Below are 12,102 nucleotides of genomic sequence, written 5' to 3' on the forward strand. Positions count from 1 at the left end.
GGTGGTTTGACGCCATCCCCCGAAAGGACGACGCCGAAGGGCCACAAAACCTTCATCTCCTGTGCAGCAAGCACTTTCAGACAGCCGCCTCCTACATGACGACTCCTTTCCACGCGTCGTGGCGCAACAATGCCGTATAGGTTTAGTGGACATGCGGTCCCACTTCAGCCAAACGGCTGCCTGAACAGCGCAAATCTCCCGGAGACCGAGATCTTCGGACTCGACTGAGCGCCCAACCTTGGGATCGGTAGCACCCGGGTACCTGTGCAGGAGGGAATGCACGCCGATCAGCTTCATATGCCGTTAGCCCGCCAGACCGGAGCGGCGCCAAAAAGGAGGCACCCGTCCGATAACCGACGTGGTTATCTGGTTGCCCTTCAGCCACCCCGAAGGCGGTGACTCACCTGACGCAATACGCAGTGTTTCGTTGGATATCGGCGGTGTCGAGATCTGTTGAATTCCCGTGGCGGCGACGCCTGCCGGGGCGAGGGGAGCGCGGCCAGGGTTCCGCCCGTCGCGGAGCCCTTCATACTGCCGCAATAGTCGGTGTGCGCACAAGAGCCAGTCTCGGGATGGTCGCGACATCGAGATAACCCTGTGCGGTGAAATCCGTGCTGTGCACGCTGAACATGTTGGCGGCAGCATCAACGCAGATGCCGTCGAAGGTGGGCCGTCGGGAGCACACGTCCATATGCGGCGGCGGAAGAATGCCTGATCCATGATTGTTAAGAATTCGACACCGCCGATAGATTCACCACGTGATCACAAATCGGTGACACCGGGTTTTGCGGACATCGCACAGGTCTTCGACAATCTGCCCCGGCGGGCATGGAGAAATACTGTTACAGGTGGCCTATCGTTGCCAGAGTCCGATCCCACAAGTCGCTGGCAAGGTGCGGGTCACAGGCTGAGCGGCTGGCTTTCGCGACCTCGCACTTCGCGTAATATTCGCCTGGCTGCCAATCGATACCGGGTGTGCTTGACGCGAGGCGGGCCAGCGGCGCGGCTCCCTGCTCTGCGGTCGCAAACAGTCGCGGAAGCGACAGCATTTCCAAGAACGCAAAAACCCGTGAACCCGAAGCCCGGCTGAAATTGGTGGCGACCACACCAGGGTGTACCGCTGCAACCGAGAGCCCGTCAGCATGGTAGCGTCGATGTAATTCCTTGGTGAACAAGATGTTTGCCAGCTTCGAGATGGCATAGGCGACGATGGGACGGCGCCGCTGGGTGTTCTCGAAATCGACAATGGCGATATTGCGAACCCATTTATGCGCTCCGCTGGACGTATTGATTACGCTGGCCCGGGACTCGACCAATAAATCCAACAGCTGCGTAGTGAGTAGAAACGGCGCCAAGTAGTTGACCTGATAAGTTATCTCGTAGCCGTCAGCCGTCAGGTGGGGTTTGTTGGTCATTCCACCCGCATTGTTGACCAAAACGTCGATACGCGGGTACTGCGAACGTATTTTGTCTGCCAGGGCTCGAACCTGCCAAAGATCAGCGAAGTCTGCCACGAAATAGTCCGCACCCAATTCCGCGGCCACTGCGGTAGTCTTGCTTCGGCACCGGCCAACCACGACGACGTTTTCGTCGCTTTGACTTAGCCGGCGTGCCGCCGCAGCGCCAATGCCGTCGCTGGCGCCGGTAATGACGATCGTCCTTGCTGACACGCTGGGAGCATATCGCGGCGCTTGACACCAGAAGGCAACATTGCTGTTCAAATAACCACTGGCGGGATCTCAATGCGGCGACGGACTACAAGACCCGGGCCCCCACATGAAAACGGAGCGCTTTACCGGAAACCCACCGTCTCCGATTCGGCCGTATTCCTGAGGCGGCAGGGATCGGGATCGATTGGAACAGCGCGGGGTGAGTCGGCTGACGGACAGGCATTGGCCGGAGCCGGTTAGTTCTCGCGTGAAGCGACTTCAAGTCGGGCCACCCGGTCAGGATGCTATCGGGCCGGCCCACGCCGCACAGGACCTCGATGACGATCTCCATTGCGGCTGGATCGGCGGGGTGGGGGTAGCAAGCACCGGCGTGTTCTGTTGCTGTACGGTTGCCGCTGGCGCGAACGCCATTATGCAAACCAGCGGCCGTCTTACAAACCGTCGTACAGTGGTGCCATGGCTGACACGATCACCTTCCGGCCGGACGAAGACACGTTGAAGGCACTGGAAGTCTTGACCAAAGATGGCACGGCCGTGTCCGCGGCTGTCCGATCCGCACTCATTGATGCCGCACGACGGAAGGCTAACGCAGCCATCCGCGCCGAGGCGGAAACGCTTGCTGCAGACGAGTCCGACCGCGCTGAGGCTATGCAGGTGCTGCGCGATATGGAGACGCTGCGTGCGTGGTGAGGTCTTTCAGTTGCACGCTCCGCGGCGGAGCCGCGGTCGCGAGCAGTCCGGCTCCCGCTACGCCGTCGTCGTCCAGTCAGATCAACTGCCACTGTCGACCTGGCTCGTCGCGCCCACATCTACGTCAGCTCGTGCCGCAAGCTTTCGTCCTGAGGTTGAAATCGGCGGAATGAACACCCGGGTGCTTGCCGAGCAGGCCGCCGCAGTTGACCCGGGCCGGCTCGGCAAGAGCGTCGGGTTCCTCAGCTTCGACGAGATGCGTCGCGTTGATGCGGCACTGCGCATCGTCCTCGATCTCTGAGCGCTGTGCCGCCGTCACATTGAATGATGAAAACAATTGCGGCGCTGTGCACTACGGCGCACTTTACCGGTAACCCGCGGTATTCGATTCCGCCGTATTCTCGCCCTAGCAGTCCGGCGGATCTCTATCGGCGTCGATCGAGAAACTGGGCGTCACCCAGTCCAGCGCGGTAGCGCAAGGGGGCGCACCCCCCGAAACCTGCGCGGGGGTTCGTTTGCGGACGCCAGAGACAAGATGTCTACATTTCGTCTACACTGGGCTCATGGCAACCGAAACCACAACTGTCCGAGTCCGCCGTCCAGATTCTGAGCGGCTCCAATCGCTGGCCAAGGCTCGTCAAACCGCCGTCGTCGACGTCGTGCACGCAGCCATCGACGCCCTGGAACGGCAGGAGTTCCTGCGGGGACTCAACGGGGATTACCAGCGCCTGCGTAACAACCCCGAACTGTGGGAGCAGTACGTGGCCGAGCGTCACGAGTGGGACGCCCTGGCTTGATCTGGCGGGGGGAGGTCTACTACGTCGATCTCGGCCGGCCGATCGGCCACGAGCCAGCCTTTCGACGCCTGGCGGTAGTGGTGTCGGTCGACATTCTCAACAATGGACCCGGCGGGCTGGTAATCGTCGTCCCGATCACGACCGCCAGTTACGGTCTGCGAAGCCATGTCGAACTTGAACCAGATGGCAGCGGGTTAGACCACACCTCCTACGCTCGCTGCGACCAACTGAGAGTGGTCTCCGTCGAAAGACTGTCATCTCGCCAGGGAATGATCCGCCCAGACCAGATGCGGGCCATTGACCAAGCGCTGCGCTTTGTGCTCGACCTGTGACGTCGAGCCGCCCACTGGCACATCCTCAAACGACGGCCGACCGCTGAACGCGAGAGCGTGGTTCATGTGCTGAGCATTGGAAATGATTGGAGTGCAACACAATACGACGAGCTTTACTGGTAACCCGCCATATTCATATTCGATCCCGCCGTATTCCTTCAGCCCGCCGACGGTGACTTCGGCTGATGTGGACGAGGCGGCGCTCCACGACCCGGCGGGAGTATCTGACTCACTTTGGCTTACTCGGAAGGCTGGCCCGCAGTGCGGCGCTTGCTAACGCTGCGCGCGGGGGCGGTAAGCCATGTCAAATAATGCCCCTTGTTGACCTGTACGCCTATCAGGCACACAATAGGTAGGTGGCTACCAAGTCTGAACGCTTCGCGGTGCGCCTGACGCCTGAACAGGACGCATTGATTCGTCGTGCTGCCGAGGTGGAAGGGACCGACCTGACAACCTTCACTGTGTGTGCCACCGTCGCGCGCGCTCGCGATGTTCTCGCAGATCGTCGGCACTTCTTACTTGGTGACGCTGCGTGGGCCGAGTTCAGCGCCTTGCTCGACCGGCCTGTCCAGTACAAGCCGGCGTTGGCGAAGCTGTTCGACAAGCCGTCGTTGTTTGACCCTGATGCGTGAGTGGTTACAGCCTCCCGCGGCCGATTAGCGAGTCCGACGACGTCGCGACTTTCGACAGTGCGGAACCCAGCCTGGACGATTACCTCCCCACGCGTGCACTGACGAACCACGCCGGTGGCGCATCTCGCTGCTTCGTCACGTGCCGAGATGGCCGAGTTGTCGGTTACTACGCACTTGCGTCTGGAGCGGTGTCGCACGCCGACTTGTCCGGCAAATTCCGCCGGAACATGCCCAACCCGGTGCCTGTGATCCTGCTGTCACGTCTCGCCGTCGACCGCAAACACCAGGGCTGCGGGCTCGGAGAGAACCTGCTGCGCGACGCTATTGCCCGCAGCGTGCAAGTTGCCGAACAGATCGGTGTTCGCGCCATCCTTGTGCATGCCCTCCACGACGAAGCGCGCCGGTTCTACACCCGCTACCAGTTCGAACCGTCACCTACCGACCCTCTCCACCTGTTGCTGCTGATTAAGGATGCCAAGGCGAGCGTGGCGGTACTGCAAAGACAAGGGGAGGCCGAGCAACATCGTCGCGAGGTCATCGAAGCAATGGCCGAGAGCGGTGCTGATCGAGAGCACCTCGAATCTTTGACCGACTAGCAACTCCGGCGGTTGATCGCTGCCGCGGCCGCTCACTCACGCCGAGCAGGCCGCGCCAAACGGTAGCTGCGAGCACACTTGTCATCGACGAAAACCATTGTTCAACAAGGGAAAACAGCGAGCCCCCCCTCTACCTGACATAATGTCGCTTATCGGCGCTAAAGGACTGCGAGTTACATTGTGCTGCCGGCCGATCCGCGCTTCGCGCGCTGCCGTCCGATCTGGGCGCTTCGTGCGCTGCTGTCCGGTTCCGGCGAATACCTCAGACCTAAGAAACCCCCGGCTGGTGACGGTTCGTGAGCACGCCCGTCCGTGGTCGACCCCGCAAGCATGGATGCCCGGACCCACGATTCGCCATCGCCCGACCCGTCGCCCCTCCCCGCGCACTATCGGCAATACGTCACTGTGACGAATTGATCTGTGCCCCAAAAAGGTCATTACGCATCGTGTGGCGGCAACGGTTGGACCGTCCGCATGCGGGCGCACGCCGGCATTGCTGAGGAGCAAGCAACCGCTGCTCGGCCCGATTTGGTCAGGTGATGAAATGAGGCGCCTGATCTCCTGGGGTTATGAAATTAGCGCCGCCACGATCGAGGCCGCCTCGCCGAGAGCAGCTTCGCCTACGGCTCCGATCGGTTCGCCTAGCGCGGAACTCGGTAGCCATTGAACGAGTTCGGGCAGCAGGGTGCCGTCGGGTTGGTTGATGGGGACAACCATAGCCATTGTGTCGTCTGAGATTCGGCCGGGGATGAAAGGGCACGTGATGACGCGCCCGGTGTTGGCGGCGAGGTGGATCGAGTTGGAAAGCACCGCCACGTATAGTTCGCGGCTGCTGTCTTGTCGCGGTGTGATGTCGCCGGGCGCGATCACAAGCCTTCGTCCCAGTTAGCCTCGTATACCTGCTTGGCATACGACTCGATCTTCAGCGCTGGTGCTGTGTGGGTTGTGTAGGTGTGCAGCGCACGACGCAGGTGTTCGTTGCGAAGCGCTTGCTCGATCATCTCCGAGCGATTCAGGCCGGCCGACTTGGCATCCGCGTCGGCAGCGGCCAGCACGGTCGCGTCGACGGTCACAGAGATCTTCTCTTTGGCCACCTAGATATACTACCAATGATCCTACATGCCAACGAGTTTCTTGGCCTTTGGTGCTGCCGCGATTTTCATCGGCCGTCCAACAGGTCGGGAACCGCATTCGCGCAAAGCTCCCCTACACACATCCGCACCTGCCAGCGCACGCTCCGGTATGCTCGCCGATCTTGAACCCGCACGCACAAGTCCAGCCACCTGCCGGCGAGGTCGACACGCACGGCGCGGGGGTCCTGTCTCGCGACCAGTTCGATCAATTCGATTGCCGATGCCGCTGGCGTATAGCGGCGCATCGGGATAACCCAAAGAGCTCCTATTACGTCACTGTGACGGAATGGGCGCCGACCGTTTCTCCATGGTGCAGCGCACGGAATGGGCGCCGACCGTTTCTCCATGGTGCAGCGCCGGTTCGGAACCGTCTGGTAACAAAACGATTTGGCCCCTTCCCCGGCCCGGACGTGATAGATCACGCTGGTGGCCATTTCCGCCAACGCGCTCGATGATCATCGTCTGCGCCAGCCGACTCGGCGGAACGAGCCGAGAACTCTCATCCCACCCGACAACGTGAACGGGCTATGAAACGCTTCAAATCGGCCCGCCATGCCCATCGGTTCCTTGTCCGCCTTCAGCGGCATCTCCCCCCACTTTCGACCGCGACGGCACCGGCTCAGCGCGACCGAATGGCGAGCCGAAATGGCTGACCGCTTCGCGGTCTGGCATGAGGTCGCCGCGCTCGACGCTGCCGCCTGAAATGTCAACGCCCCAAAGCTGATCCATAGATGCGGTTCCAAAACCGACTGTGCCACACTATATTCCGATTAATGTGACAGTGCCTCTGCACTTCGTGCCCGCGGCGCAACAGCTCATCGGCCGACGGCGGCGGAAGGCTCGACATCGCCGCGACTTCCTTAGCGTGGCAGCACGAATTTCATTGGGCCGCCGCATCTTGCGGTCTTTCGCGTAGGAAGCCGCCTAGACGGCGGACCCCCTCCCTGATCTGGTCGGTCGGTACGTGGCTACACGACAGCCTCAACATCTTGTCACCGGCATGGCCGGCGTAGAAGTCACGCATCGGGGTCCACAGCACGCGATGGTGCGCAGCGCAGCGTTGGAGGGCGGCGTGGTCCAGGTCCCGTCGGGTCTGCATCACGACGAAGAACCCGCCCTTGGGCCGGTTCCAGCTGAGCCCGAGTTCGGTGGCGTCGGGGAACTCGTGGTCCAGTGCGGTCAATAGCAGGTTCCGCTTGTCGCGGTAGGACTGTCGCAGCACCCGCTCGCGCTCAGCGAGGGCAGCCGGATCCGACAGCACCAGGCCCGCGACCATGGCCTGGTTGAGTGGTGAGGTGTTGACCGTGGTGGTGTTCTTCAGGGTGGCCAGCCAGGTGGCCAGGGTGGACCCGTGCCAGGGCTGATCGGCGACCACATAGCCCACGCGGGCACCAGGGAAGCACACCTTGGAGAAGGTGCCGACCTGGATCACCACCCCGTCCTCGTCCAGAGCCTTCAGGCACGGCGGGACGTCAGGATCAGTGAAGTCGTAGGTCGTGTCTTCGATCAACAGCACCTGCCGCTCGCGAGCGGCGCGCAGCAGTTCCAGCCGGGCCTGCCGAGGAATCACGGTCCCTGAGGGGTTGGCGAAATCGGGTGCGACGTACAAGGCTCGCAGCGGCTCGCCAAGGGCCTCGGCTCGCGCACACGCCGCCTCGAGGTCCGCCGCGGTAACGCCCTCGGGGCCCTCGAGAACATCCACGGTCCGGGCACCCATGAAGGTCGCCGCGCCGCGGATCCCGGCGAATGCGGGGGCAACGATGCCCAGGGTTCCGCAGCGATGGAGTTCCAGTGCGCGAAGGACGAGGATGAACCCCTCCTGGGCGCCGACGGTGATGGTGATATCGGATGCGCCGACAGTGAGGGCGCCGGTAGCGGATAGCGCGCGGGCGAGGTCAGCGTTGACGATCCCCTGGCTGGGGCCGTACTGAAACAGGGCGTCCCACCCCGGCGCTCCGCTGCCCGAGCGATCTGCTACCTCGTCAACAGCCGCGATGAGGCGCTCGCGGGTGATGCCGTCCAGCAACGGCGCTCCCGGGGCGAACGAGATGGCTTGCGGGTAGCGGGCCATCACCTCATTGAGAAATCCGATCGCGCCCAAAATCTGGGCTTCGGTCCCGCCTGTCTCTGGCGTGCCCGTCATTGACGGCTCGACAGCTTGCGACGCACGTCGGGGGCGTGCATGCGATCCGCTTGGATGACGGCGAAGTCGGCCAGGTACATCGCGAACTCATGTTCGGGTTCGATGCCGTGGGCGAGCATCAGCTTGTTGGGCACCACCCCCGGCTCCGACAGCGCCGCAGCCACCGACTCCACGGTCGCATCGACATCTCGTGCGCAGATCACGGCGTCGACCAGGCCGGCCTGCAGCGCCTCGGCGCTGCTCAGACGACGCCCACGCAGGATCAACTCACGGGCGAGGCGCACACCGACACGGCCTGGCAAGCGAAGGTTGGCCACACCGGGAACGATGCCCTCGGCCGCGGCGGGCAAGCTCATCCAGGCGTCGTCGACGGCGATCACATGGTCGACCACCAGGGTGAGCTGCATGCCGCCGCCGATGGCGAAGGAATCGATGACGGCGATCCATAGCCGGCCGACGTCGCGGCCGGTCTCGGGGTCATGCACCCCACGCGCCAGCTTCGATAACAGGCCCGCCTCGCGACCGATCAAAAAATCCAGGTACGAGATCTTGCCAGCAGCAAGGTGTTTGAGGTTGATCCCGGCGCAGAATACCCGCTTGCCGGCGTACGACGGGTGCTCCATCGCAGCGCCCCGGATCACTCCAACCGAGGTGGTCGGGTCCATCGTCACCACGTCGACGGCTACCTCCAGATCGTGCACGAACTGGTTCGTCTCCGCGTTCAGCGTCCTGGTGTTGGCCAGGGTCAACTCGGCCACCTCGGCAAAGCCGACCGCGCGTCGTAGCGTGACGGTTTCCAGGACGAGCTCACCGCAGTTCCGGAACTGAGCGGCGTGGGCCGCCGACTCGGGCAGTGGCGTGCGCATTTCAACGAGTGCCGGGATAGCAGTGGCCGGGTTGCGCAGCAGAGCTCGCAGGAATCGGCCTTGGTCGCGCTCCACCCGCAGCCGTTCGCTCGGGGCCAGCGCGTCATCGTGGCGCCTGGTGTCCCGGTCAGGCAGCAGGTCGGGCAGCTGGTCACCGGCGGCGCGTACCAGGTCGCCCAGCCTGCCTGGCCTGCGGTTACCGCCGGAGGCCGCCGTCAGCGTCCGGTAGACGTTGTCAATGTGCTCGTCAAACCAGGCCGCGGCGACCCGTAGCTCCGCCTCTGTCGAGGGCCGGTCCCACGGACTGGGCCGGCTGCGTCGGGCCGCGACGTCCGGCGAGGCCCTGCCCGCGGCGGGAGTACGGTCGGTCATCTAGTCAACCCCGCGCCGCCGCAGATAGCGCTCACACGCCGCGAGGTGGGCCCCCACGGCTTCGTCGTAGCTGGTGTGCACGGCCTCGGCGATCAGCTGGCGGACGACCCGGAGGTCATCGAGTCTGGCCACCGCCGTCCGCAGGCTCTCCACCTCGGCCTCGGGGTTGTCGGTGATGACGTCCACCAGGCCGCTGACGAGCGCCGCACTAGCGTGCACCGGTTCGCCGAGCAGTGTCAGCCGAATGGTCTGGGCGGGGCCGATCAGTTGGACCAGGCGGAACAGCGCGGTGCTCGGCCAGACCGCGCCGTCGTTGCGCCAGATCACCTGGGCGCCTGGGTCGGCGATGCGGAAATCACAGGCTAGCCCGACCTCCAGCGCGGATCCGCCGACCTGGCGCCCGAACAGGGCCACCGTGGCCGCCGACGAACGCTCGATCAGGTGCAGCGCGCGCTCCCAGCCGTTGACATCGCCGATGCCGTCGCCCGGCGACAGGTGCTCCGCCCCGGCCTCGCGCAGATCGATGACGGCCAAACCGCTGCCCAGGGACCGGATGAAGTCGCTCAACGCCCGCGTGCGGCTGGCAAGGTCGCCCGCCGGCAGAGTGAAGTAATCGGCGCGCTCCGCAGGCGGCTCGATCATTGAGTCCTCTCATGTCCACTGGATCAGGGCCATCTCGATGGTCGAGCCGGGGCCCATCGTCGTGATCACTCCGCAGTCCCCTGGCTGGACGACGTTCTCTCGGTTCAGCCGCTCGAGGCTGAACAGGAACGACCCGCTGGCCAGGTTGCCGTAGTCGCGAAGCACGCTGGTGGCGTGGCGGACGGCGTGGCGGCTCAACCCCAGGTTCACCCGTAGCGCGTCGAGGACCTTCTTACCTCCGGAATGCACCACCCAATGGTCGATGTCGCTGATGTCCAGCCCCGTGCCAGACAACAGGCGGCTCAGTGCGAACTCGGCGTTGGCGCCGATCACGTACGGGATCTGCGGGTCGAGGTAGAAACTGAACAGCCCGTGGTTGTCGTCCCAGTCGAAGCGCATCGCCTCCAGCGCCTCCAGGATGATGTGGCTGCTGGTCTTGAGCACCAATGGGTGCGGCGTGGCGGCCAGTTTCGGATCGGTGCTGACCGCCAGCGCGGCGGCGCCGTCGCCGAACAAGGAATTGACGACAGCGGTCCGCATGGTGCCATCGAAGACGTAGGCGGCCGAGCAGGTCTCGACGCAAATCATCACAGCAAGTTTGTCGGGGTGCGTCTCGGCCCAGGCGGACACCGGCGCCAACCCGTTGAGTCCGCCGTTACAGCCCATGCCGACCACGTCAAGCCGTGCACAATCTGGCCGCATATCCCGATGTCTCATGAGCCGCGCAGACAACCCGGGCGTCATGAAACCCGTGCTGGTCACACAGCACAGGTAGTCGACGTCGGCAGGGGTGCGGCCGATGTTTGCCAGGCACTTACCCAGAGCCTCGGCGGCCATCTTGATGCCCCACTCGCGGTGTTTGTCAAGCAGTTCCCCCTGGCTTTCGGGCCGGGGTCGGCCGTTTGCATCGTGCGGAGGCAGGACCAGGTGCCGGGACGCGATCGAGCTGTTCTTGAACAACGAGCGGATCTTGTCGTCCGCGATGTCGAAATGTTCGACGAGTTCGTCTTGGGTGTACCGGAACGGTGGGACGCTGGTACCGACCGCGCAGAGACGCGCCTGCATCAGATTTCCCTGCCGAGCGGCGATAACGGTCGGGCCAGCACGGCCCGGCCTAATCTGGTGGCATGCCCGCTGCGTTGGATCAGTTCGAGTTTGTCGGATATGAGAAGCGTGATCGGGTAGCCACGATCACCATGCGGCGCCCCGAGGTCCTCAACGCGATGAACGTGCGCATGCATGAGGAGCTCAGCCGGGTCTGGGAGGACTTCGAGAACGATCCGCAGATCTGGGTCGGCGTCCTGACCGGTTCGGGCGATCGCGCCTTCAGCGTCGGACAGGACCTGAAAGAACTCGCCGATCGCGACGCGCGTCCAGGGGCAGGGTTGTCGTCGTTCGGGAGTAGGGGTAAGCCGGGCGCACCGCGGCTCACCGACCGTTTCGATATCACCAAACCCCTGGTCGCCAAGGTGCGCGGATACGCGTTGGGTGGAGGCTTCGAACTTGCGCTCGCCTGCGACCTGATCGTCGCCTCCAGCGACGCGGAGTTCGGATTGCCCGAGATCCGCTTGGGGCTGGTAGCCGGCGCCGGAGGCGTGTTCCGGCTGGGCCGTCAGTTGCCAGCGCGGGTGGCGGCCGGCTACCTGCTCACTGGTCGCCGCATGACCGCGCACGACGCGCTGCGCTACGGCTTGGTCAACGAGGTGGTCGCGCCCGAGCGCCTCGACGTCGCGACGCAGGCCTGGGTCGACGACCTGCTGCGGGGCGCACCGCTGGCCGTACGCGCGACGAAGCAGGCCTTGTGGCGCTCGCTGGATCTGCCACTGCCGGACGCCTTCGACGAAATCTATCCGTGTGAAGAACGACGCAAGCGCAGCAGCGACGCCAGGGAGGGCCCCCGGGCCTTCACCGAGGGCCGGCCACCGTCGTGGACCGGGACGTGAACGCTTAAGCAACGTAGTCCTCGAGCCCACCGGTGCGAACGGCGTCGAAGGTGAATCGGTGGAAGCCACCACCAAGCAAGTTGGTGGTGGTCAGCGGTCGAAACGTAGCCGCTATCATATGATCTCGAATCCTGCGTCCTACGTCGACGCACGTTACAGTGAGGTGTTTCTGACTTTGCGATAGAGATTCGCGTTTGATCAGACAACATCGTCGGGGTCCTGGATGGGTTCAGTGTGCCTTTGCTGGCGGTGCCAGGCAAGGCGGCGTTTGTGGGCTTGTTCGAGT

The 12,102-nt window shown here is 63.7% G+C and carries 13 protein-coding genes and 2 pseudogenes; 8 read left to right on the top strand and 7 right to left on the bottom strand.

What is annotated here, in order from left to right; translation table 11 throughout:
* Nucleotides 1-842: 842 nt before the first annotated feature.
* Entirely contained in the window at nucleotides 843-1,670 is an 828-nt protein-coding gene (locus tag EET03_RS14490; protein ID WP_063469562.1) for an SDR family NAD(P)-dependent oxidoreductase, read from the bottom strand.
* A gap of 456 nt (nucleotides 1,671-2,126) precedes the next feature.
* Here EET03_RS14490 and EET03_RS14500 point away from each other — a divergent pair, with 456 nt between their 5' ends.
* The 6 genes and pseudogenes from EET03_RS14500 to EET03_RS14525 form a co-directional block, all read left to right on the top strand.
* Entirely contained in the window at nucleotides 2,127-2,360 is a 234-nt protein-coding gene (locus EET03_RS14500) for a hypothetical protein (RefSeq protein WP_063469564.1), read from the top strand.
* Nucleotides 2,350-2,661, top strand: coding sequence for a type II toxin-antitoxin system PemK/MazF family toxin (locus EET03_RS14505; RefSeq protein WP_063469563.1), 312 nt, complete (start codon nucleotides 2,350-2,352; stop codon nucleotides 2,659-2,661). The genes EET03_RS14500 and EET03_RS14505 overlap by 11 nt, the downstream gene beginning before the upstream one ends.
* Before the next feature lie 262 nt (nucleotides 2,662-2,923).
* Nucleotides 2,924-3,157 (top strand): hypothetical protein, encoded by a 234-nt coding sequence (locus tag EET03_RS14510; protein WP_063472727.1) that lies wholly within the window; start codon nucleotides 2,924-2,926, stop codon nucleotides 3,155-3,157.
* Nucleotides 3,154-3,489, top strand: a complete 336-nt coding sequence (locus tag EET03_RS14515; protein ID WP_063472728.1) for a type II toxin-antitoxin system PemK/MazF family toxin — start codon at nucleotides 3,154-3,156, stop codon at nucleotides 3,487-3,489. The genes EET03_RS14510 and EET03_RS14515 overlap by 4 nt, the downstream gene beginning before the upstream one ends.
* Before the next feature lie 356 nt (nucleotides 3,490-3,845).
* Nucleotides 3,846-4,121, top strand: coding sequence for a type II toxin-antitoxin system TacA family antitoxin (locus EET03_RS14520; RefSeq protein ID WP_063472729.1), 276 nt, complete (start codon nucleotides 3,846-3,848; stop codon nucleotides 4,119-4,121).
* Nucleotides 4,118-4,609, top strand: a pseudogene (locus EET03_RS14525) (GNAT family N-acetyltransferase); the annotation flags it as partial. The gene EET03_RS14520 and the pseudogene EET03_RS14525, both read left to right, overlap by 4 nt.
* Before the next feature lie 675 nt (nucleotides 4,610-5,284).
* On the opposite strand, the gene EET03_RS14530 reads toward EET03_RS14525, so the two are convergent.
* Nucleotides 5,285-5,587 (bottom strand): toxin, encoded by a 303-nt coding sequence (locus EET03_RS14530; protein ID WP_075541357.1) that lies wholly within the window; start codon nucleotides 5,585-5,587, stop codon nucleotides 5,285-5,287.
* Nucleotides 5,584-5,811 carry a ribbon-helix-helix protein, CopG family gene (locus tag EET03_RS14535; protein WP_075541358.1) on the bottom strand — a complete coding sequence of 76 codons (228 nt, stop codon included), beginning with the start codon at nucleotides 5,809-5,811 and terminating at the stop codon, nucleotides 5,584-5,586. The genes EET03_RS14530 and EET03_RS14535 overlap by 4 nt, the downstream gene beginning before the upstream one ends.
* 524 nt (nucleotides 5,812-6,335) lie before the next feature.
* Here EET03_RS14535 and EET03_RS33040 point away from each other — a divergent pair.
* Nucleotides 6,336-6,552: pseudogene (locus tag EET03_RS33040) on the top strand (IS6 family transposase); the annotation flags it as partial.
* A 178-nt stretch (nucleotides 6,553-6,730) separates the two neighbouring features.
* On the opposite strand, the gene EET03_RS14545 reads toward EET03_RS33040, so the two are convergent.
* Genes EET03_RS14545 through dpgA form a run of 4 tightly spaced genes read right to left on the bottom strand, consistent with a single transcriptional unit; the run spans nucleotide 6,731 to nucleotide 10,938 of the window.
* Nucleotides 6,731-7,993, bottom strand: a complete 1,263-nt coding sequence (locus EET03_RS14545; RefSeq protein WP_075541359.1) for an aminotransferase-like domain-containing protein — start codon at nucleotides 7,991-7,993, stop codon at nucleotides 6,731-6,733.
* Complete coding sequence (locus EET03_RS14550; RefSeq protein WP_075541360.1) at nucleotides 7,990-9,231, bottom strand: enoyl-CoA hydratase/isomerase family protein; 1,242 nt, start codon at nucleotides 9,229-9,231, stop codon at nucleotides 7,990-7,992. Before EET03_RS14550 ends, EET03_RS14545 begins: the two co-directional genes overlap by 4 nt.
* Nucleotides 9,232-9,873, bottom strand: coding sequence for an enoyl-CoA-hydratase DpgB (gene dpgB, locus EET03_RS14555; RefSeq protein WP_075541361.1), 642 nt, complete (start codon nucleotides 9,871-9,873; stop codon nucleotides 9,232-9,234).
* Nucleotides 9,874-9,882: 9 nt separating this feature from the next.
* Nucleotides 9,883-10,938 carry a 3,5-dihydroxyphenylacetyl-CoA synthase DpgA gene (dpgA, locus tag EET03_RS14560; protein ID WP_082274462.1) on the bottom strand — a complete coding sequence of 352 codons (1,056 nt, stop codon included), beginning with the start codon at nucleotides 10,936-10,938 and terminating at the stop codon, nucleotides 9,883-9,885.
* Nucleotides 10,939-11,000: 62 nt separating this feature from the next.
* On the opposite strand from dpgA, the gene dpgD reads away from it, so the two are divergent.
* Nucleotides 11,001-11,816, top strand: coding sequence for an enoyl-CoA-hydratase DpgD (dpgD, locus tag EET03_RS14565; protein WP_075541363.1), 816 nt, complete (start codon nucleotides 11,001-11,003; stop codon nucleotides 11,814-11,816).
* Nucleotides 11,817-12,102: the final 286 nt, after the last annotated feature.

The organism is Mycobacterium innocens (assembly GCF_900566055.1).
Classification (GTDB): Bacteria; Actinomycetota; Actinomycetes; order Mycobacteriales; family Mycobacteriaceae; genus Mycobacterium; species Mycobacterium innocens.